The sequence below is a fragment of the Bacillus sp. RZ2MS9 genome (assembly GCF_001816185.2).
In the GTDB taxonomy this organism is placed as follows: Bacteria; Bacillota; Bacilli; order Bacillales; family Bacillaceae_G; genus Bacillus_A; species Bacillus_A cereus.
This window is the reverse complement of sequence record NZ_CP049978.1, coordinates 585,266-607,055: the sequence shown is the minus strand read 5'-3', so window position 1 is coordinate 607,055 and position 21,790 is coordinate 585,266. Positions and strand designations below refer to the sequence as shown.

Sequence of the window (21,790 nt, the reverse complement as noted above, 5' to 3'; positions counted from 1 at the left end):
ATTTTAGTTATAAAAATGTAACATATTAAACACTTGAATAGTTAACAAAGTTAATATATAATTTCATTACATAATTAAAACAAAACATTGTAGCATATATCTTTTCATTCTTTTACAAATTAAAAGAGAATACTAACAAAACATATACTCAATCTTATAAAAGTAATGGATTTATTTGAAATCCACCAGGGAGGTTACAACTATGGAAATTCGCTTATTAACAACAGAGGACGCAGAAATATATTTAAAAGTTTGTATGGAAGGTTTAACGAAGAATCCGGAAGCTTTTAGCTCTTCTTATGAAGATGTTCTTAAACATGAAAATCCTGTGGCTGCTATGGCTAAACGATTAAGCAATCCGGATAAGTATACTCTAGGTGTCTTCAAAGATAATGATTTAATTGGTATCGCTACTTTAGAAACAAAACCATTTATTAAACAAGAACATAAAGCAAAAATCGGTTCCGTTTTTGTTTCTCCAAAAGCGCGTGGCCTTGGAGCAGGACGAGCTCTAATTAAAGCAATTATTGAAAATGCCGATAAATTACATGTAGAACAACTTATGCTCGATGTTGTAGTTGGTAACGTTGGTGCAAAAAAATTATATGAGTCATTAGGTTTCCAAACTTACGGCGTACAAGAGCGTTCATTAAAACATAACGGTCAATATTGGGACGAGGAACATATGGTTCTGTTCTTAAATGATTAATACTTCAATATAAAGTGAAACTTTACTCAGTGGGTTATTTTTCCATCCTCCACTGAGTATTAGCTGAATCAATCGGGCTTTTGCAGGGTAGTTTTCCAAAAACATCTTTCTTAATAAGAAAGATGTTTTTTTGCATTACAACAATGTAATCTTCATGTCACCTTTATCGATCGTACCAATCCTTACCATTCATTATACTAAAAATATAAAGTGAAACTTTACTCAGTGGGGAACTACATCCCACGCCGATCGCATGTACTTGATATGTAGAGGAGAATGTGACATGAAACAAAACAAACGAGCTATGCTTTTAATATTTACTACAGCAATTGTAACTTCTGGGTTAGCAATTTTACCTTGGTTTATCATATAGGAATACTCCCCTAACAATGAAAAAAGCTGATTGCTTCTTAAGAAGCAATCAGCTTTTTTTATATTATAAAATCCCCAAAATTTTATTTACGCAACTTATAATAATAACCATAGATACGGCAACGCACATGACAACCGTATTACGATCTTGCTTTTCTTTTTTTGAAATTTCTTCTTTTGAATTCATGTGTATGATCTCCTTTTAAAAAAAGTGTGAGATAGGAAATTTTTCTTATCCGATGCGAGGTGAATACGAAAACCCTCTCTATCTCACATACACAATAGAATGGAATTGTCATTTTATAAATAAAATGACATGACGTTATGTCGCAACATAGGGTATTTTGTGTCGCTACGTTTTCTATTATAAAAAATAGTTGTGCAAAACTAGTGCATTTTTTATGTCAATTACTCTGAGCGAAAAATAACTCTTCCACTCAATCACATAAAAAGAGTTTTTTATTATTTTCATGTAAACTATACAAGTAGAATGAACAGTTTGGGGTGCACAAGATTATGGTAAAAATTTTATTAGTAGACGACGAAGAACGTATGTTACGATTATTAGATCTGTTCTTAAGCCCTCGCGGCTATTTTTGCATGAAAGCTACCTCTGGCCTTGAAGCACTAAATTTAATCGAACAAAAAGAATTCGATATTATTTTATTAGATGTTATGATGCCAAATATGGATGGATGGGATACTTGCTATCAAATTCGTCAAATTTCCAATGTTCCTATCATTATGTTAACAGCTCGTAATCAAAACTACGATATGGTGAAAGGCCTCACGATGGGCGCAGATGATTATATTACAAAACCATTTGATGAGCATGTATTAGTCGCACGAATCGAGGCTATATTACGCCGTACAAAAAAAGATGGCTTTGTTAGTTTCAATGGTATTGAGTGGGATAAAACGAAACATACTGTCACAGTTTATGATGAAAAAATCTCATTAACTCCTATCGAATTTTCGTTACTCGGACTATTTTTGCAAAATACAAACCGTGCTTATAGCCGAGATGATTTAATCGAAAAAATTTGGGGCTATGAAACAGATATCGAATATAGAACAATTGATTCACACATTCGTAATATCCGTGATAAACTACGCAAAAAAGGATTTCCAATTGAAGATTACCTAGAAACGGTCTATAAAGTCGGATATAAATGGAAAAGTGAATAATTACTTCGGTCAGTGGGAAATCGTATACCACTGACTCTTTATTATGAATAAGGTATGGTGAAAAAATGAGTAAACTTTCCCTTAAAATTGGGACATACTTTTTAATATTAGCTTTATGTATTGAAACAATTGCTTTCGTATCTTTTTATAAAAGCCTTTCAAAAATGCGTATTGTAGAGGAAACAGATGCTCTTTTAGAGAAAGGTAATCGCTATAGTAAAAAAATTAAAAGCCGCGAGAGACGGGATGAATATTATAAAGAAATGAAACACGCTGAACATAATAAAAGTCCTAAACGCCCTGTGTATCCTGAATTCGATATTACGAATGAGGCTGCACACTTAGTTGAATCGGAATCAATTTCTAACTCCGATATAGCTATCATTATTACTGACCATAACGGCAAAATTATTTCCACCTCAGAACCCGTAACAAAAGATATGCAAAAACAACTTACTTGTAAAACAGAAACTGTCCCAGACGGCGGATTGGTCGTTGAAAGGAACTGGAAAAAATCAAAGTTCATCACAACAGTAAGCCCACTTAACACAACAAAGTTTCAAGGAAAGCTATATATGCTATTAAAAACATCTTTCCTAGAAAATATGTTACTTAAACTCATGAACCAATTTCTTATCATTAGCGTTTTAACAATTATTTTAACAACAATTTCTGTCTTTGTTTTTTCACGCGTTATTACAGAACCACTTGTAAAAATGAAGAGAGCGACAGAAAAAATGTCAAAATTAAATAAGCCAATTCAATTAGGTATTAAACGGAATGATGAACTCGGAAGTTTAGCAAAAACAATTGAAGATTTATCGAGTGAACTTACGTATATGAAAAAAGAGCGCAATGAATTTCTCGCTAGTGTCGCTCATGAACTATTAACTCCATTGACCTATATGAAAGGTTATGCAAAGGTAGCAAAGAGAGACTCTTTAACAAAAGAGGAGCGAGAAGAATACTTACAAATCATTGAGGATGAAACGGATAGTGTAACCGATCTCGTCCAAGATTTATTTATGCTTGTACAATTAGAACAACACCAATTTGTTATAAAAAAACAAAAAGTGCTTCTTCAGCCATTTTTAGAACGAATGGTTGAAAAAACAAAAACAACATTAACGAATAAGCAAATGCAACTTCATGTATATTGCAAAGATGATTTAGAAGTTTGTATAGACGAAAGACGTATGGAACAAGTTATGTTAAATTTATTACACAACGCTTATCAACATTCGCCAGAAAACACATCCATTACGATACGTGTACTCATGGAAACAGATTCTTTTACAATAAGTGTACAAGATGAAGGTGAAGGTATTCCTGAAGAAGATATCCCGCATATTTTTGACCGTTTTTATCGTGTTGATAAATCTAGAACACGAGCTACAGGCGGAAAAGGCATCGGGCTAGCTGTTGCAAAGGAAATTGTAGAATTGCATAACGGTTCTATTCTAGTAACAAGCCAATTAGGAGCGGGAACAAACTTTATAATCAAGCTACCTTTTGAATAATATGCGTGTGAAAACACCAGTAGTAGTAAACACTACTGGTGTTATTTTGTTCATAAAAACAGCTCATATAAGCTAAGCTTTTGAAATTATTCTTATTTCAATATAAAATAAAGGTACATTTGCAAAGATTTGGAGGGTGATATAATTGGATATCCATGTATTAACAAAAGACGAAGCAGAAATTTACTTAGAACTTCGCGTAGAAGGATTAAAGCAAAACCCTGAAGCATTCAGCTCTTCTTATGAAGATATTATTAATAAAGAGTGTGCGATTGAATATAAAGCACAAAAATTAGCACAAGATGAAAACTATACGCTAGGTGCATTTAAAGATGGAAAATTAATCGGGGTTGCAACACTGGAAACGAAACCATATGTAAAACAAGAACATAAAGCTAAAATCGGTTCTGTATATGTATCTCCAAAAGCACGCGGACTTGGAGCAGGAAAAGCACTTATTAAAGAATGTCTTGAGCTTGCTAAATCTTTAGAAGTAGAACAAGTTATGCTTGATGTTGTTGTTGGCAACGATGGAGCGAAAAAACTTTATGAATCATTAGGTTTTAAAACATTCGGTGTACAAGAACGTTCATTAAAATATAACGGACAATATTGGGACGAAGAGCATATGGTCTTATTCTTAGATGAAAATAAATAATAAAAAACATCCTCATGTTTGGAGGATGTTTTTTACTTTCTTGTAAACCATGCCGTGTGTAATAATTGAATCGCTTTCGCAATCTCTTCCTCTGATAATATCGCAAACCCAAGTAAAACTACACTCTCAGGCGCCGTACCGTCTTTATAGTACGTAGACACAGGATATATTTTAATACTATATTTCGCAGCTTCTTGAATTAATTCTTCTTCCTGCATTCCATTATGCACTTTTAATAAAATGTGTAATCCGGAATCTTCTCCTATCACTTCAACACGATTAGAGAAATACTTCTCTATTTCAAAAACAAGTCTATCTCTCTTCTTTCGGTAGACGACACGCATTTTATGAATATGTTTTTCCCAATATCCTTCATTTAAAAATCTTCTAATCACTTCTTGATCTATTCTTGAAACACTTTGTGTATAAAATAAATATTGCTGTTGATACTTTTTAATTAATTTCTTCGGCAACACCATATAGCTCATCCGTAGCGATGGCAATAATGCTTTAGATAGCGTCCCCATATAAATAACTTTCCCCTCTGTATCTAACCCTTGCAGCGCCGGTATAGGCTTTCCAGAATAACGAAATTCACTATCATAATCATCTTCAATAATATACCTGCTCTCTTCTTTCTTTGCCCACTGTAAAAGCTGCATCCTTCTCGTAATAGGCATAATCATTCCATATGGAAACTGATGAGAAGGTGTAACAAATACAACATTCGCATTGCTATTTTCTAAATCTGCAATACAAATTCCATCTCTATCTAAAGATAACATTTGGACTCTTGCTTCTCCCTGTTCAAAAACAACCATCTTTCTATGATACCCTGGGTTTTCAACTGCATAATTGCTTCCCTTTAACAATTGAAACAATAGTTTCACTAATATTTGTGTTCCCGCTCCTAATACAATTTGACTAGCTGAACAACGCACACCTCTAGATTCATACAAATAATTCGTAATCTCTTCTCTTAAGCTTGCTTCCCCTTGAGGGTGTCCTAGAAAGAGAAGTTCGTTATTATGCGGTTGCCATACTTCATTTACAATTTTCCGATACATATTAAATGGAAAAGCATTTGTATCAATTCCTGTTTGTGTAAAGTCAAATTTATAACGCTTCTCCTGAAACGGGACTTCTTCTATCCTCTCTTCGCTATCCTCTACATGAACCATTTGCTCAATCTTGCATACAAAATAACCTTTTCTCGATATCGATTCAATATAACCTTCTGCAAGTAATTGTTCGTAGGCTGCCTCTACTGTATTTTTACTTACTTGTAAATGTATCGCTAACTTTCGCTTAGCCGGTAATTTCGTAAAAGGGACAATCGATCCATCTTTAATCTCTTTTTTTATATACTCATACAATTGCACATATAATGCCTTTTTACTATTCACATTTAAATTAGGCGTTAATTCTAACATAATATCTGACCCCTTAATAAAACTAAAATCTGATACTTTTTACAGTACCAGATTTTATATATAATTCCTTTTATCATGTCACACATCAAAAATCAAATACCGGAGAGGAGAAACATGATAATGAACAATGGTAGACGTATCGGACTCATTATGATTATTACAGGGGCTACATTATGGGGATTATCTGGTCCAATGATTCAGTGGCTATTTCAGCATACTAATGTATCCTCAATTGATTTTTTAACAATTCGATTGTTACTTGCAGGAATATTTATTTTGTCTTTCTTACTTATAAAGAAACAAAACATATTTCAAATTTGGAAACACCCTAGATATTCTATACAACTTATTATTTTCTCTATTCTCGGCATGCTTGGTGCGCAATACGCCTTTATCGAAACGGTTCATATTAGTAACGCGGTCACAGCAACGCTATTTCAATTTCTAGGTCCTGTTCTTATTACCATGTATGTTGCATTTGAACAAAGAAAATTCCCTGCTTCCATGCAACTATTCGCAATTATAGCCGCGCTAATAGGAACATACTTTATTATTACAAATGGCTCAATTGAAAATATTGTTTTATCTAAAGAAGCTATTATTTTTGGACTATTAACAGCAATTGGATTTGCATTTTATACCCTTCATCCAGCTTCGCTTATTAAAGCATGCGGAACAACTATAGTAATTGGTTGGGGGATGTTAATCGGAGGAATTGCACTACTTATTTATAATCATTCATTCGGGTGGAATCAATTTTCACAAACCCTTACACTGAAAACTTTTTCTATGCTTATTCTTATCATTGTTAGTGGTACCCTTTCTTTCCTTCTATATATCGGTAGTCTTAAATATTTAGCAGCAACAGAAACAAGCATTTTATCTAGCATTGAACCCCTTGTAGCTGCCATCGTTTCAATCACTTGGCTAAATGAAGCTTTTGGAGCATACCAATTATTAGGCGGCGTATGTATCGTTCTGTCCGTTATTTTTTTGACGATGCCTCAAAAAGAAACCGAACCAACCTATACAACGGAACAAATATAAAATGAAACTTTAATTAGTGGGGCTATCTCCCACTGATTATTAACCTACACCAATCGGGCTTTACGGGATAAAAAATGTCAAAAGAGGTCATACAAAACTTACGACCTCTTTTTATACTTTAAAGGAATTGTCCCGCCTTCTAGCAAATACAATTACACTAACAATAAAAACTAGGAGTGTGGCACCATGAAAAAAATCGGAACTATGCTACTTCTCTCCCTCCTCATCACTGGATGCACACAAACTCAACCGGATTCAAAAGAACAAAAAAAAGACGTAATAGCAACTTCATCCACTCAAGTGAACGCACCTTCCTTCTTTCACCTTAGTGTTTTAAAAGATGTAAATTGGGAAGAAGCCCCCTCATTCATAGACGGAAAAATACCTTTAAAAGGCATCGAAGGAAAAATCGCAATGGCTGATAGTCCTATTATCGCAAATGAACAAAATGAAATAATGTGGTACTTTCTAGATTCTGAAATACCTACTGGAAAATTGTCTATTATTGCGCTAAAACAAGGATCTGTAACTCCAACACCAGTACTCTTTCAAAAAGAAATTTCCAAACAAACTTGGACTACTTCAAATACAATCAATTCTACTACAAGCGAACTCCCTCTCGCTATGTCACTACCTTCATCTGGATTATGGTTATTAAATATCTATGTGAATGAAAAATATTATGATCAGTTTGTAATCACCGCTGAGTAAAGTGACAAAAATAAACCACTTTCTTACAACAATGTAATTTCTACGTCATGTACTTCGATAGTTGAATTATCTCTCTTCTCTTATACTTAAAGTAAGAAATGAATGAGGAGAGATGAGAGATGAAAAAAATGATAGAAGTAATCGTAGCAGTAACTGAGGTTTTAGTGAATGGTAAACAAGTTGCAATGGAATTAAATAAATAGTGAAGAAACATAAATAATTCTACACTTCTTCATTATTTTGATTTCTTATCTCAAAAAAGCAGTGCCTTTTAGGCACTGCTTTTAGCTATTAATAACGTGGTATTTTCGTAATTTGTGCCACGCCTGAATCAATAGCTGCTTTCGCTACTGCTTCCGCAACACTTGGAACAACTCTTTTATCTAATGGATTCGGGATTACATAATTCGCATTACGTTCTTCATCAGTAATGATGTTAGCGATCCCATATGCTGCCGCTAATTTCATCTCTTCTGTAATATCAGTTGCGCGCACATCTAACGCACCGCGGAATATTCCGGGAAACGCCAATACATTATTTACTTGATTCGCATAATCCGAGCGCCCAGTTCCTACTACAGCTGCCCCAGCCTCTAATGCATCCTCAGGGAAGATTTCTGGAATTGGATTCGCCATTGCAAACACAATTGCTTTCTCATTCATCGTCTGTACAAGTTCTTTCGTTAATACGTTAGGAGCAGATACGCCAATAAAAATATCAGCTTGGTTAATCGCTTCTTTTAACGTTCCACGCACATGTTCACGATTTGTCTTTTTTGAAACTTCAATTTGTACTTCGTTCATCCATGTTTCACCTTCACAAACAATACCTTCTAGGCTAACTAGCGTAATGTGCTTTGCACCAGCCTTTAATAATAATTTTCCAATTGCAATTCCTGCCGAACCCGCACCGTTAATAACGATTTTCACATTATCCATTTGTTTGCTAACAACTTTTAATGCATTAATAACAGCCGCTAAAACGACAATAGCTGTTCCATGTTGATCATCATGGAATACAGGAATATTCGTTTCTTCTTTTAATCGTTTTTCAATTTCAAAACAACGCGGTGCTGCAATATCTTCTAAATTAATCCCTGCAAATGTAGGCTCTAAATTTTTTACAAGGGTAACGATTTCATCTACATCCGTTGTGCCTAAACATAATGGGAAAGCATCTACATTCGCGAACTTCTTAAACAAAATACTTTTTCCTTCCATAACAGGCATAGCCGCTTTCGGTCCAATGTTTCCTAAACCGAGTACCGCTGTTCCATCTGAGACAACTGCCACCATATTACCACGTGCTGTATAGTCATACACCGTTTCTTCATCTGCCGCAATTGCTTTGCAAGACTCCGCTACACCTGGTGTATACGTCAGGCTTAAATCATCCGCTGAATTTACTTCTACTTTACTTGTAATTTCAATTTTCCCTACTAATTCTTTATGCAATAACAATGATCTTTCATTAATTTGATTTGCTAACATACTTATAATCTCCCCTTAATTTGACAAGCTAGCTATATGAATATAGCTAGCTTGTTTGATCATGAAAACATCTTTAATAATATTGTCGCCGTTACAACCATTGCCGCCCCGCCTAAACGAGTCGAAATTTGCGCGAACGGCATTAATTCCATACGATTTGAAGCCGATAAAATAGCAACATCTCCAGTTCCACCTAAACCGCTATGACATCCAGTTACAATCGCCGATTCAACTGGATACATCTTCATCACTTTCCCTACAAGAAAACCTGATGCTACCATTGTAAGAACAACCGATGCGCACACAACAACATATCCTACTGAAAGAACTGCTGCTACGTCTTTTAACGGAATATATAGCAATCCTAATCCAACCATTAAAGGCCAAGTTAAATTCTTCGAAATAAATTTATATAAATGGAATGCTCCTTGCTCCATTTTTGCTGGCATTAATTTAAAGTATTTCACAAGCGCTGCTGAGAAAATCATAATGATTGCCCCAGGAATACCAATGAACTTAGAAGCAAATCCTCCGAAGATGAAGAACGTACACGCAATTAATAAACCTGCTCCCATTAATGAGAAGTCAATTGGCTTCTCTGTATTTTGTTCTTTTAATAATTCTGCTTGATTGTCTGTTTTCACTAATACACCGTTACCACTAAGCTCCGGTTTCTTCTCACCTAAACGCTTCATATACCCTGCACTTACAATTGCGAACATATTTCCAATAATAGCTGCTGGAATAAGCTGTGATACAAACGTTGCTGATGATTCATTTAAAATATCACTATAAGCTAGCGACAATGGTAAAATCCCTTCCCCGATACCACCACTCACAATTGGTACGATGATAAAGAAGAATGTGTGCTTCATTTCAAATCCAAATAATGAACCGACCAATAATCCTACTGCTACAGAAGCTAACGTCCCTACTACTAAAGGAATAAACATACGAACGAAACCTTGTACTAACACTTTACGGTTCATTCCTAAAATACTTCCGACTACTAAACAAGAAATATATAAATATAAAAAGTTCGATTTTTTCATTAACATAGTCGCAGCTTCCATTGAAGCTGGATTCATCCAGTTAAAAAATACAAGTAATGATGGAATAAATAACGAAAGTATTGCTGGACCACCGATATTTTTTAAAATTGGAATTCTCATCCCAATATCGCCTAAGAAAATCCCCATGATCATAATAACTGCAAATCCACCAATCATATCTGCTGGCAATTTATTATATACAGATGCCCCATAAATAATAGCAGCCAATACTACATATAACGGTAAAGGTATAACACCGATTTTTACATTCATAATTTTAGAAGCGAAAGATTCTCTTTGTACTTCATTTCCTTCAGAAAATGATACCGCTTCCACATTCTTTTGAATTCCCATATGGCACCCCCTCGTTTTCTTAATAACAATATTAAAACGCTTTCAATAGTAAAAATAGTTTTTGTAAGTTTTGTAATTGATTTTGTAATTAAAAAAAGTATAAGCGACTTATGTTAAGTCGCTTATACGTAAAACTCTATTTTCTTTTGATCAACACATCTTAATTTACTTACAGGTCTTCCCACATGTTGGTACATCATTTCGTTTTCTAACACCCCAATGTCAGTCAGAAACATTACATATTTTCGAATAGAAACTCTTGAAATTCCAACTAATTGTGCCATTTCATCTGTTGTAAATACTCTTCCATTCAGAGACTCGATCTTCTGCCAAATTAATTGCAACGTTTGCTTCGTTAACCCTTTTGGAAGCTCTTTCGTCACAGTAGGCTCTCTTTTTTCTTTTTGTAAAATTAATGAATCTAATTCCGATTGACTAATTTTTTGTTGTTCTTTCATGAAAGTAAGTTTTTCTCGATATATAGTTAATGCCTCTTTAAATCGTTCAAATGTAAATGGTTTAATTAAATAATCTACAACTCCATATTGTAATGCTTTTTTAATACTTCCCATATCATGTACAGCTGAAATCATTATAATATCGCTTTCTTTTTCTTGGTTCCGGATATACATTAAAAGCTCAAAACCAGTCTCTTCAGGCATAAAAATATCAAGTAATACTAAATCTACTCGTGATTTCTCTAATATTTCTATCGCTGACTTTACTGAGTTAACTGCTTGAACAAGTTCAAATCCTCCTACTTGCTCTAAATAATGCGTATTTAACATTGCTACCATCGGGTCATCTTCTACAATTAAAACTTTAATCATATTTGCCTCTCATCCCTACCTTTAGGTATTTCAATCGTTATCGTTGTTCCCTTTCCTACTAATGAATGCATATGAATTTCCCCATTTATTCGCTGTATACTTTCTTTTACAAGATACAAACCATAACCGCGGTTATCTCCCTTTGTGGAATAACCTTTCGTAAATAATTCCTCTATTTCTTTTTCTTTTATACCTTTTCCCGTATCTTGCACTGTAATAGTTAGTATATCCCCATGTTGTATCTTAACTTCAACTCGCTTCTTTTCACAATTCGTAACTGCCTCTAATGCATTATCAATTAAATTTCCGACAATCGTAATAAGTTCATGAGTAATACTTTCAACATCTATTTCCGGCATGTAAGAATCTTCACTTATAATTAATTTTATATTTTTCTCTCTAGCATAGCTGAGCTTACCTAGTAAAAAACCAGCAAATACTGGACTTTTTATTCTTTTCATAACTCCACCAATTTCATATTGATGCTCTGATACCATGCCGCTTATATACTTCTGTAATTCTTCATACTGTTTCATATGTGTAAGCCCTAATACGACATGCATCTTATTCATAAACTCATGAGATTGTGCCCGTAATGCTTCTGCATATAGTCTAATACCAGTTAGTTCCTCTGCTAGTTTTCTAATCTCTGTTTTATCACGAAATGTTGCAATTGCACCAACTATTTCTCCTTTTACATATAAAGGAACTCGATTCGTCACAATCGTAATTCCATAAATATTTTGTTCTTCGTTTAATTGTACTTCTCCCGTTTTCAATACTTCTTTTATACGTGAATTTGGCATATACAACTCAACATCTTTACCGATAAAATCTTCTTCAAGTCCGCTTTTTTTAAATAGACGTTTCGCTTCATTATTAATTAACGTTACTCTAGCCTCTTTATCTACAGCAATAATACCTTCCTTTACAGATTGTAGCATCGTATTTCTTTCTTCAAGAATTTTTGCTATCCTGTGCGGCTCAAGACCGAATAAACTTTTCTTTATATGTCTAGCTAGCAATATTGCTCCTATAATTCCGACTAATACACCCACTCCGACACCAATATAAATAATATGTCTACTTTCCTTAACTCTCTCTTTTACATTATCTGCTGAAATACCAACAGCCACTGCTCCAAGTTGTTCACCTGTTTCAGAAAATATTGGTACAAACACTCGCATGGAAATACCTAAAGTTCCTTCTGCTAACGATACATGTTCTTTTCCTTTCAATGCAGGCCCTTCATCTCCCCCAATAAAATGATGCCCTATTTTTTGAGGATTTGGATGTGACTTTCTTATTCCATTCATGTCCATAACTACAATAAATTGAACACCTGTGTTTTGTAATATTCTATTTGTATACGTTTGGATTGCAGAGGTATCTGCTTTCCCAACCAAACCATCGATTACAATCGAATCATTCGCCACAATGTGTGCAATTGTTTTTGCTTTCTCTGCTTGGCTATCCTCCGTCGTCCGTTCTACATTATGACTAATTAATATATCTGTCACAAGTAAAGAAAAAATTACAACTGTACAAACTAACAATGTAATCGTTTTCCATAAATTCCATAGTCTTTTTCTTTTTTTCATCCTGTTAATGACTCCCCTAATTGCTGAATAGAAAAATAAGTAAGGTGATATTATTTTCACCTTACTTATCTGCTGTTATTATACTTTAAATTTACTAGTCATCGCTTGTAGTTCTTCTGCCATCTCAGCTAAGTTTTGCGAAGCTGAACTAATTTCCTCCATGGAATTAACCTGTTCTTCTGTTGAAGCTGCAACACTTTGCATACTAGCTGTATTTTCTTCTGCAGCAGCTGCAATTTCATCAATAGCATTTGTCACTTCATTTGCATCTCCAGCAATTCTCTTCGTTGTTTCTACCATTTGATTAACTTGAGAAACAATATGTGTAGTAGAACTTAAAATTTCCGTAAAACTTACTTTCGTTTTTGTTACAACATCAAGGCCTTGTTGAACTTCTCCATTCACATTATCCATCGCCTTAACAGTATGTTCAATATCCGCCTTAATTTCTGCAATTAAATTTGCAATCTCTCCAGATGACTCTCCTGATTGCTCTGCTAATTTTCTAACCTCATCTGCTACAATAGCAAATCCTCGTCCCTGTTCACCTGCTCTTGCTGCTTCAATAGCCGCATTTAAAGCTAATAAGTTTGTTTGAGTTGCAATGTTTTGAATTGCTTCAGAAATAGCTCCTACTTGCTTTGATTTCTCATCAAGAAGTTTAATAATAGCATCTGACTCGGATACCGACCTAGAAATAGACTGCATTTGTTTTGCGGTTTGTTCAACTAAATCTTCTCCCTCTTCAGCTCTTTCACGGGCATGTAATGAGGAAATAGAAATTGACTCTGCGCTTCCAGTTACATCTTGAATTGCTGTATTTACTTGTTGTAATGTAGCCGCACCTTCTTCAACACCTTGACTTTGTGACTCAGCCCCACCTGATACTTGTTCCATCGCAATTGTAATTTGATCTGTCGCATCATTTGCTTGCTGTACGCTCGCTGTTAACTCTTCAGCCGATGCTGCAACATGTTCTGCTGAAAAGCTAATTTGGGTAATAACATCTTGTAAAGACGTAGACATTTCATTAAATGAATTCCCTAATTTCCCTATGTCATCCTTGGAATGGATTGTAATTTTCTCTGTTAAATCTCCCTTACTAATTTTATATGCCGATTCAGCTATTTTTCGTAATGGCCCTGTAATAGACTTTGTAATGAAATAAATTAATATACTACCAAATGCAATAGCAATAGCAATAACAATCAAAGTCTTATAAAATACTGGATTCGCAGCTTGGGTAATTTCTTCATCAAACATAACTCCAACTACTTTCCAGCCCGTTTTCTCATTTGTTGCAAAGATTAAATTCTTTTTATCATCTTGTTCTGTATAAGAGACATTTCCTTGTTTTTCTTCATAAATCGGTTTAATCCAAGGATCAGTAACTTTTGCACCTGGTTTTCTAGATGGATGACTAACAATTTGCTTATTTTGATCTAAAATAACTGCATAACCTTTTTCACCAATGTTAATCATTTTGGAAATTTTCAAGATGTTATCTAAATTTAAGTTAATTCCTATAACACCTTTACCATCTTTTACTTCTTTTGCAATTGTTACTACCATATTTTTTGTAGATGCTGATTGATATGGTGCAGTAACAATTACTTTCCCTTTATTTTCATGTGCTTCTTTATACCAAGATCTATCTGTTGGATTATACCCATCATCCATTTTGATAAATGGTTCTCTTATAAACTTTCCCGTCTCTGTTCCAATATAAATACCTTCTACTTCTGGATGAAGTTTTATATATTGCGCTAGCTTCGTTCTTACTATTTCTTCCTGTCCATTTGGATAGGTATCCTCTGTTAAGATGTCTGCAAAGTACGTCGCATCAACAAATTTCTCTTCTATATTTTGAGAAATAACAGTATTTAAAATCGAAATATTCTCCTTTGCTTTAGCTGTCATTTGATGTTCAAAATTTGTTTTGGCAGTTTGATATGAAACACCACCAATAATAATTCCTGGTATAGTTAAAATAATAAAGAATGAAATGATTAATTTTTTATTGATACTCATACATTTAACCCAGTTAAATATTTTTTGCATAATAAGCCTCCTTTATGTAATGTGGATACTTGTGTCATTTTATACAATTAACATGCATAAAACAATATATAATGATAATATGTAAATTTTTTGTCAATTATGCATTTTTGCATATCCACTCCTTATACGTATTTTAATCATAAAAATAAGAGAACTTTAGCATTATATATGCTAAAGTTCTCTTATTTCTTAACAGCTTCTACTCTATAAAACTTCTCTTATAATCCTTAAATCTTTACCCTTCGCCTTATAGTCATATTACTAAAACTCTTCGTCCTAATTTATTTGACGCTCTTTACATAACTAATTGCCTGACTTCCCATTTGTACCCATGCCTGTTCAAAGGTTTCTCTCGGTACTTTTACATCTAAGCTATCCTCAAGTGGATCTCGAATATATACAAATTCCTGATCATATCCAATAAGTACAACACAATGTTCATTATACGTAATAGAAACATCTCCACTATTTGTTTCCCATGTAGTAAATTCAGCTGCATCTAATGGTGCAAATGTTGCATTTGTGATCATGACTACAGGTTGCCCTGCTTTTATCCTCTTATAAATTTCTTCTATATTCTTCCCTGTTAAGTCTACAGCTTTATTAGGTAAATATTTTTCCGCTAACTGAAAAAGTGGCCCATGATATACACCATATCCCGATTCAGAAAATGTATAAATATTACCTACAAATCCTTCATTTGGATTCCCGCGCACACCATCGTCTATAAAATCAACTTTTTTTATTTCATTTGCTAATGTCATCTTATCCACTGAAACACCAGCGTATTGTAACATCATCGCTAAGCTTGTCACTTCACAGCCTCTATCTAGCTCTGGTAGTTGCTGAATTAATGGTACACTTGATAAAATGACCTTTTCATCATTATTACTAAATTCCGGTTCTTTCCCGTTTTGTATATTGAAGAATGTCCACTTCTCCCCATACTTTGTAATTCCATTTGTATATACACTCCATACCGCTATAGCTAGTAATGCTATACATATATACCACTTAAACCTCCGTATCACTCTCACGCCCTTTTTAGTTCGTTAAATAAGAATAAAATGCGTCAGCATCCGTTCGAATCACTGGTACAAAATTTAGTTCTTTTTCTCTCTCAGGTTGATCTTTTTTTATTTTTTCTGTTAGCTCTTGAATATTCATGTTCGCTTTGTCCATATTAAGCTCATCTGCCAATTGTAGCACCTTTTGTTCATTAATTTCTCTTAATACTTGATATATATCTTTCCCATATAAATCAATATGATATTTTTTTGCTTCTTCCTGCACTTTTTGTTCGTACACCTCTTGTGCTAACACTTCTATCTCTTTTCCTTTTGGTGAAATACCTAACTTCCCTGCTTCCTCTCTTACTTTCGTTCCATAGATTTCTTCTGCAATGTCCTCTATTTCTTTTCCATTTGTCGAAATACCTAATTTATCCGCTTCATCATTAATTTTAATCGTATTAATTTGATTAATTAAATTTACAATTGATGTATTTTCTATAGATATGCCTAGTTTTAACGCTTCTTGCTTTACTTTTGTTTCATAGATTTCTTCTGACAGCGTCCCAACATCTTTTCCTTCAATCGAAATTCCTAGCTGCTTCGCTTCTCTTCCTACTTCTGTCTCATGAATTTCTTTTTCTAACGTAATTTGTTCTTTCCCTTCCGTTTCAATACCTAGATTCTCTGCCTTTTCTTCTGTATGCACAGCATGTATCTTTCCATTATTTAATTGTTCTTTACTACGTTGTGTGTAATCTGTCTTTCCTTTTGATGTTTCAGAAGGAGAGGCACCCCCTAATATACTTAAGCTCATTACTCCAATAGTGAATACCGTCATCATTTTCTTTTTCAAAATTAATTCCTCCCTCTTATACTTTCTTTCCCATCATTCCCCTAGTTTTTTTAATACTATACATACATCTCATCGCTGCTTGAGATAACATTATGATTGATAAACCCCACTCACATACACCTAGTCTCTTCTTCATGTAACGAACTTTCTTCATGCCATATATAATATAAATAGTTTCTTAACTTTGTCTTAAAAAAAGACGACCTTGTAAAAACAAGATCGTCTTCTTACTTATATTTTTTGTTTTTTAGGGAAAATCACTTCAAAACAAGTGCCATCTCCCCATTTGCTCTCTACTGATATTTTTCCGTAATGCTTTTCTACAATCCAATTTGCGATTGAAAGACCTAATCCAGCTCCTTCTGACGTACTTCTTGCTCTATCCCCTTGATAAAAACGATCAAATAATTTCGGAATATCTTCTTCTTTCACTCCTATCCCGTCATCTTTTACCTGTATGCGAATTGAACTACTCGTTTGCGTGCAATCAATTTGAATATGCCCGCCTTCGTTTGTATACTTCATCGCATTATCTAACAGTATGACCATCATTTGATGAATCCGCTCTCTATCAGCCATAAAAGATACGTCACGTTCTACTTTTAGTATCATTTCTTTTTCTTGATAAGAAGCAATCTCTTTATATGGAGCTACTATTTCTTCTAACAATTTATCAAGTTCAAATGTTTTTTTGTCCATCTCAATTTGATTAGAATCAGAACGTGCTAGTAATAATAAATTACTAACGAGTTTTGATAAACGTCTACATTCTTTTGAAATTGTAGAAATATCCATCGCTTTTTCTTCTATCGTAGCGGATGGTGACTGAAATAACACATCCGTTTTTGATTGAATAACTGCAAGCGGTGTCCTTAGTTCATGTGATGCATCAGAAACGAATTGCTGCTGTTTCTCCCATGAATTTTGAATAGGTACGAGTGCCCTACCAGCTAAGAAAAAGCCGATTCCTATTGCACATAAACTTCCTATGCTACAACCTATAATAAGAATTAAAAATAAAGTATTTAACATTCCTTCTTCTGCTGTTATATCTCGCACGATTTGAACTATTTCTCCATCTTTTTGAAGCGAAAATGCTCTAAAATATCGTCCTTGTACTTTGATATCTTGTAACTCCCCTATTTTTTCCGGAGAAAACTTTTCCAAATTCTCTTCAAAAATTGAACGGAATTTACGATTATCGCCCTCTATTTTCACTATTTTCCCATTCCAAGTTATTCTAGTTACTCGCGGATCTCCAATTTGGATATTCTCCATACGTTTTCTTGGTGGTATTTTAACATCTAATTTTTCTCTATACTGAGCCATCATTTTTATAGATTGATCCACTTCATTATAAATACGCTTATATGTGTATGAATAAATAATACTACCTAATATACCTATTAATAGGATAAATACTAATGAATTCACTATAGTCAAACGAATGCGTGTCTTTTGAAACATACTTCCCTTTTTCATTGTTCTTTTAATATATATCCAATACCTCGAACAGTTTGAATATCTTTCTGATAACCGAATGGTTCTAATTTTTTACGCAAATGATGCACATACACTTCCACAATGGCTACTGTCGTATCTGAATCAAATCCCCAAACACGATCAAAAATTTGTTCACGCATTAAAATCTTCCCGCTATTTTGAATGAGATACTCTAGTAGCTCATATTGTTTCAATGTCAACTTAATACTTTGTCCATCTACTTGAACGTCTTTATCTTTTCCGAACAATTCAATCCCTTTATAACGAATCGTTTGCTGCGTTGTTAAACTACCACTTCTGCGTAGTAAAGCGCGAATTCTCGCTTTTAATTCAGGGGCCTGAAATGGCTTAACGATATAGTCATCTCCACCAAAATCCAATCCCTTCACCCGATCTTCTAAAGAATCTCTCGCTGTCAAAAACAGGACTGGTGTTTCAATCTTTTCATCACGTATTTTTTGAATTACTTCAAATCCATCCATCCCTGGCATCATCACATCCAGCAAAATTGCATCATATATATTTTGAAGCGCTAAAAACAATCCATCTTCTCCATTTATTGCCGTATCTACTTCAAATTCATCACGCAAAATTTGTACGATAGACTCTAATAACGAGGCATTATCTTCTACTACAAGTAAGCGCATGCTCTCACCTTCCATCAAATAGTTCAATTCTATTTATTATTACATTTCTTCTCTTCATAACAAAAGAATGTAGTTACATTACGTATTTTCATTTTTAACTATTTCCTTCTAAAATTTTGAAATTTTATTATAAAAACTTTGTCTTAAATTTAGCTTAATAAAAAATTGAAAGAAATAAGATTCCTCTTATCTCTTTCAATTTTTTATTACATATACCTTTTTACTCGGCAATTCCAAACAATTTAGCTGACCACCGTACACAGCCCCGCCATCAATTCCAATAATACGATTACTACCAAAATACACTCCGCACTCCTCACTACCATGAAGCGTTTTTGTTTCCGTATGCCCAAATACAACAACCTTTTCACCGCTATATCCATTATGAAATTCATTACGGATCCACATTAACGTATATGGTTCAGATTCAGAAACTCGTTTCATCGGTTCAACCCCAGCATGTACAAATATATACTCTTCTGTTTCAATGTAATGATCTAATTCTTGAATAAACTTTATATGTTCCTCTAATACACGAGAGTGTAAAATCGGTTTTTGGAAGTCTTTCTCATTAACCGCAATATCTTCTTCTACAAATCCATAGCTATATAATGTCTTATCTCCACCATTTCTTTTTACCCAATGGTTCCATGAATGTTCCTCATTTGTCGTTAACGCCTTAATCATCATATCTTCATGATTTCCCTTTAAAATGAGTGCTCCCTCTTCTTTCAATTCTCTTACCTTTTCAATTACAGCACGCGCATTTGGACCACGATCTACATAATCTCCCAGTAAGATTAATTGATCCTGTTTCGCATCATATTGAGCTTCTTCCAATAACTGTTCAAACTTTTTTATCTCTCCATGAATATCACTAATAACAAGAATTCTTTTCATATTATCCCCCTCTTTCTAATTATAGTTCAAAACGACAGAAAGTTCAGAATTGAAATCCCGAATCATATTTATCTCGCATTAATGGGCCGTAAGACCCCCGCTGATTAAAGTTTCACTTTATTACAAACTAAACTATTATCCTTACAACAATGTAAGTCTCTTGTCATCCAATTCGATAGTTGTAATTACTGTATCTCCTTATACTGAAAGTAAGAAATGAAACAAAAAACAAGGAGAGATGAGAGATGAAAAAAGTAATGGAAGTTGTAGTAGCGGTAGTAGAGGTAGTAGAGGTTTTCGTAAATGGTAAAAAAGTCGCAATGGAGTTAAATAAATAATGAAAAGGACAACATTCACTCTAGACCCTTTACTCATATAAAAGAGATAAGACTTCATCATTTCTTTGATCCCTTATCTCCCTATAAAGAAAGCCGTATCCCTTTTAAGGATACGGCTTTCTCTTATTTTTGACTTGTACGAGCTGAAATGCTAATTGCTCTATCTGTTGCTTTGGCAGCTTCATCTAACGCTTCTTTACTATTCTTCCCGTCATACATCGCTTCTAATGCTTTTACAACTGCATCTCGTGATTCTGGGAATACACTAATTAAAGCCCCTTGTGTTGCTGGAGATTGCTTCGTTGCTTGCAGTTGATCTACTGTTACTTTCAACTGTGGGTATTTTTCATATTGCTCTTTTACTAATGGCTCATTATATGCATCTGGATTAATTGAGAAATAGCCTGTTGCAGTATGCCATTTTGCTTGTACGTCTGGCTTCGTTAAATATTTCATAAAGTCCCAAGCACCTTGTTGCGTTTCTTCTGAAACCATATTCGTCATCCATAATGATGCTCCACCAATAACAACACCATTTTGTTTCGAATCCTCTGGATACGGAATATATGAAACACCTACATTAAACTTAGATGCATCAATTAAATCACGAACACCTGCTGAAGAATCTAAATACATAGCAACTTGTCCAGACTGAAACGCGGCACGAATATCATCCCAACTTGCTCCATACTTTCCAAGGGCACCAGCTTTATTTAAATCATCTAACATTCCAAATACTTTCTGTCCTTCTTTACCATTAAATACCGCCTTTTTTGCAGCATCCTTACGACCGTTTTCGTTATCTACATATAAAGCACCTTGTGTCGCTAACAATTCTTCAAAGAACCAACCGTAGTTAAGCATGGAGAATCCATATTGTTTTACATTTCCGCCTTCTTTAATCGTTAACTTTTTCGCTGCTTCTTGTAATTCCGCATATGTTTTCGGAGCTTTCTCTGGATCTAAGCCCGCCTTTGCGAAAGCATCTTTATTATAAATTAATACTGGTGTAGATGAATTAAATGGCATAGAATACATTTTTCCATCAACTGAATAATAATTTGTAATTGCTTTTTCTAATTTTGACGTATCGTACTTATCTTTTTTTATCCAGCTATCAATTGGTGTGATTTTTTTACTATCAATCATATATTTCGTTGTAATTTCACTCGATTGAACAAGAGCTGGCGCTTCTTTCGTTGCAGACATCGTTCTAAATTTCGTTAAAGACTCTTCATATGTTCCTTGGAACTCTGCCTTTATCTCGTATTTATTTTGTGACTTATTATAGTCTGCAACAAGACCATCTAGTACTCCTTGTGTTTTTCCACCCATCGCATGCCAGAAGCGAATTACAGTTTTATCACCATTTTTTTCAACTGGTGCTACTTTTGCCTGTGCTTCAGGTTTTCCTTCTGTTTTACTATTTGAACAAGCGGCACTAGATAATGCCATTGTTGCTGCCATTAATAGAGCAGCACCTTTTTTAACTAGACTCATTTAAATCTC

The 21,790-nt window shown here is 34.2% G+C and carries 19 protein-coding genes and 1 pseudogene; 6 read left to right on the top strand and 14 right to left on the bottom strand.

What is annotated here, in order from left to right; genetic code table 11:
- Positions 1-202: 202 nt before the first annotated feature.
- Positions 203-709, top strand: a complete 507-nt coding sequence (locus tag BHV55_RS03105; RefSeq protein ID WP_000405884.1) for a GNAT family N-acetyltransferase — start codon at positions 203-205, stop codon at positions 707-709.
- A 436-nt stretch (positions 710-1,145) separates the two neighbouring features.
- Here BHV55_RS03105 and BHV55_RS27635 read toward each other — a convergent pair whose 3' ends face one another.
- Positions 1,146-1,268: a hypothetical protein gene (locus tag BHV55_RS27635; RefSeq protein ID WP_001085006.1), complete on the bottom strand. Its 123-nt coding sequence runs from the start codon at positions 1,266-1,268 to the stop codon at positions 1,146-1,148.
- Between the two features lie 329 nt (positions 1,269-1,597).
- Here BHV55_RS27635 and BHV55_RS03100 point away from each other — a divergent pair, with 329 nt between their 5' ends.
- From BHV55_RS03100 to BHV55_RS03090, 3 genes are all read left to right on the top strand, one after another.
- Complete coding sequence (locus BHV55_RS03100) at positions 1,598-2,269, top strand: response regulator transcription factor (RefSeq protein WP_000238959.1); 672 nt, start codon at positions 1,598-1,600, stop codon at positions 2,267-2,269.
- Positions 2,270-2,334: 65 nt separating this feature from the next.
- On the top strand, positions 2,335-3,789 hold the full coding sequence (locus BHV55_RS03095) for a HAMP domain-containing sensor histidine kinase (protein ID WP_000041027.1): 1,455 nt from the start codon (positions 2,335-2,337) through the stop codon (positions 3,787-3,789).
- A 145-nt stretch (positions 3,790-3,934) separates the two neighbouring features.
- Positions 3,935-4,447, top strand: coding sequence for a GNAT family N-acetyltransferase (locus BHV55_RS03090; RefSeq protein ID WP_000351212.1), 513 nt, complete (start codon positions 3,935-3,937; stop codon positions 4,445-4,447).
- Between the two features lie 32 nt (positions 4,448-4,479).
- Here the strand turns inward: BHV55_RS03090 and pdxR are convergent, their stop codons facing one another.
- Entirely contained in the window at positions 4,480-5,880 is a 1,401-nt protein-coding gene (gene pdxR / locus BHV55_RS03085; protein WP_000891927.1) for a MocR-like pyridoxine biosynthesis transcription factor PdxR, read from the bottom strand.
- A 120-nt stretch (positions 5,881-6,000) separates the two neighbouring features.
- Between pdxR and BHV55_RS03080 the strand changes: the two genes are divergently transcribed.
- Together BHV55_RS03080 and BHV55_RS03075 are read left to right on the top strand one after the other, a co-directional pair.
- Complete coding sequence (locus BHV55_RS03080) at positions 6,001-6,927, top strand: DMT family transporter (protein ID WP_070758230.1); 927 nt, start codon at positions 6,001-6,003, stop codon at positions 6,925-6,927.
- 186 nt (positions 6,928-7,113) lie between these two features.
- Positions 7,114-7,638: a DUF4871 domain-containing protein gene (locus BHV55_RS03075; RefSeq protein ID WP_070758232.1), complete on the top strand. Its 525-nt coding sequence runs from the start codon at positions 7,114-7,116 to the stop codon at positions 7,636-7,638.
- A 291-nt stretch (positions 7,639-7,929) separates the two neighbouring features.
- On the opposite strand, the gene BHV55_RS03070 is transcribed toward BHV55_RS03075, so the two are convergent.
- The 12 genes and pseudogenes from BHV55_RS03070 to BHV55_RS03020 all read right to left on the bottom strand — a co-directional run bounded on the left by BHV55_RS03070 (position 7,930) and on the right by BHV55_RS03020 (position 21,781).
- Entirely contained in the window at positions 7,930-9,129 is a 1,200-nt protein-coding gene (locus BHV55_RS03070; RefSeq protein WP_070758234.1) for an NAD(P)-dependent malic enzyme, read from the bottom strand.
- Positions 9,130-9,188: 59 nt separating this feature from the next.
- Positions 9,189-10,535: a 2-hydroxycarboxylate transporter family protein gene (locus tag BHV55_RS03065; protein WP_000512722.1), complete on the bottom strand. Its 1,347-nt coding sequence runs from the start codon at positions 10,533-10,535 to the stop codon at positions 9,189-9,191.
- Positions 10,536-10,657: 122 nt separating this feature from the next.
- Positions 10,658-11,365, bottom strand: coding sequence for a response regulator (locus BHV55_RS03060; RefSeq protein WP_000598668.1), 708 nt, complete (start codon positions 11,363-11,365; stop codon positions 10,658-10,660).
- The gene (locus BHV55_RS03055) at positions 11,362-12,966 is read right to left on the bottom strand and encodes a sensor histidine kinase (protein WP_070758236.1); all 1,605 of its coding nucleotides are present in this window, start codon (positions 12,964-12,966) and stop codon (positions 11,362-11,364) included. Before BHV55_RS03055 ends, BHV55_RS03060 begins: the two co-directional genes overlap by 4 nt.
- Positions 12,967-13,044: 78 nt before the next feature.
- Complete coding sequence (locus tag BHV55_RS27815; protein ID WP_432804035.1) at positions 13,045-13,863, bottom strand: methyl-accepting chemotaxis protein; 819 nt, start codon at positions 13,861-13,863, stop codon at positions 13,045-13,047.
- Between the two features lie 120 nt (positions 13,864-13,983).
- A pseudogene (locus tag BHV55_RS27810) lies at positions 13,984-14,886 on the bottom strand (HAMP domain-containing protein); the annotation flags it as partial.
- A 422-nt stretch (positions 14,887-15,308) separates the two neighbouring features.
- Positions 15,309-16,058: a C39 family peptidase gene (locus BHV55_RS03045; protein ID WP_000621163.1), complete on the bottom strand. Its 750-nt coding sequence runs from the start codon at positions 16,056-16,058 to the stop codon at positions 15,309-15,311.
- Positions 16,059-16,071: 13 nt separating this feature from the next.
- Complete coding sequence (locus BHV55_RS03040) at positions 16,072-16,893, bottom strand: hypothetical protein (protein ID WP_000728596.1); 822 nt, start codon at positions 16,891-16,893, stop codon at positions 16,072-16,074.
- A gap of 231 nt (positions 16,894-17,124) precedes the next feature.
- Positions 17,125-18,375, bottom strand: coding sequence for an ATP-binding protein (locus tag BHV55_RS03035; RefSeq protein ID WP_083320246.1), 1,251 nt, complete (start codon positions 18,373-18,375; stop codon positions 17,125-17,127).
- Positions 18,372-19,043: a response regulator transcription factor gene (locus tag BHV55_RS03030; protein WP_001238623.1), complete on the bottom strand. Its 672-nt coding sequence runs from the start codon at positions 19,041-19,043 to the stop codon at positions 18,372-18,374. Before BHV55_RS03030 ends, BHV55_RS03035 begins: the two co-directional genes overlap by 4 nt.
- A 195-nt stretch (positions 19,044-19,238) precedes the next feature.
- The gene (locus BHV55_RS03025) at positions 19,239-19,943 is read right to left on the bottom strand and encodes a metallophosphoesterase family protein (RefSeq protein WP_000821994.1); all 705 of its coding nucleotides are present in this window, start codon (positions 19,941-19,943) and stop codon (positions 19,239-19,241) included.
- A gap of 461 nt (positions 19,944-20,404) precedes the next feature.
- Entirely contained in the window at positions 20,405-21,781 is a 1,377-nt protein-coding gene (locus tag BHV55_RS03020) for an ABC transporter substrate-binding protein (RefSeq protein ID WP_000060579.1), read from the bottom strand.
- Positions 21,782-21,790 lie beyond the last annotated feature (9 nt).

Bases quoted from the DNA above. Each gene is read 5' to 3' on its own strand.
- BHV55_RS03105 (WP_000405884.1), top strand. From the start codon at position 203: ATGGAAATTCGCTTATTAACAACAGAGGACGCAGAAATATATTTAAAA.
- BHV55_RS27635 (WP_001085006.1), bottom strand. From the start codon at position 1,268: ATGAATTCAAAAGAAGAAATTTCAAAAAAAGAAAAGCAAGATCGTAAT.
- BHV55_RS03100 (WP_000238959.1), top strand. From the start codon at position 1,598: ATGGTAAAAATTTTATTAGTAGACGACGAAGAACGTATGTTACGATTA.
- BHV55_RS03095 (WP_000041027.1), top strand. From the start codon at position 2,335: ATGAGTAAACTTTCCCTTAAAATTGGGACATACTTTTTAATATTAGCT.
- pdxR (WP_000891927.1), bottom strand. From the start codon at position 5,880: ATGTTAGAATTAACGCCTAATTTAAATGTGAATAGTAAAAAGGCATTA.
- BHV55_RS03080 (WP_070758230.1), top strand. From the start codon at position 6,001: ATGAACAATGGTAGACGTATCGGACTCATTATGATTATTACAGGGGCT.
- BHV55_RS03075 (WP_070758232.1), top strand. From the start codon at position 7,114: ATGAAAAAAATCGGAACTATGCTACTTCTCTCCCTCCTCATCACTGGA.
- BHV55_RS03070 (WP_070758234.1), bottom strand. From the start codon at position 9,129: ATGTTAGCAAATCAAATTAATGAAAGATCATTGTTATTGCATAAAGAA.
- BHV55_RS03065 (WP_000512722.1), bottom strand. From the start codon at position 10,535: ATGGGAATTCAAAAGAATGTGGAAGCGGTATCATTTTCTGAAGGAAAT.
- BHV55_RS03060 (WP_000598668.1), bottom strand. From the start codon at position 11,365: ATGATTAAAGTTTTAATTGTAGAAGATGACCCGATGGTAGCAATGTTA.
- BHV55_RS03055 (WP_070758236.1), bottom strand. From the start codon at position 12,966: ATGAAAAAAAGAAAAAGACTATGGAATTTATGGAAAACGATTACATTG.
- BHV55_RS27815 (WP_432804035.1), bottom strand. From the start codon at position 13,863: ATGGAACAAGTATCAGGTGGGGCTGAGTCACAAAGTCAAGGTGTTGAA.
- BHV55_RS03035 (WP_083320246.1), bottom strand. From the start codon at position 18,375: ATGAAAAAGGGAAGTATGTTTCAAAAGACACGCATTCGTTTGACTATA.
- BHV55_RS03030 (WP_001238623.1), bottom strand. From the start codon at position 19,043: ATGCGCTTACTTGTAGTAGAAGATAATGCCTCGTTATTAGAGTCTATC.
- BHV55_RS03025 (WP_000821994.1), bottom strand. From the start codon at position 19,943: ATGAAAAGAATTCTTGTTATTAGTGATATTCATGGAGAGATAAAAAAG.
- BHV55_RS03020 (WP_000060579.1), bottom strand. From the start codon at position 21,781: ATGAGTCTAGTTAAAAAAGGTGCTGCTCTATTAATGGCAGCAACAATG.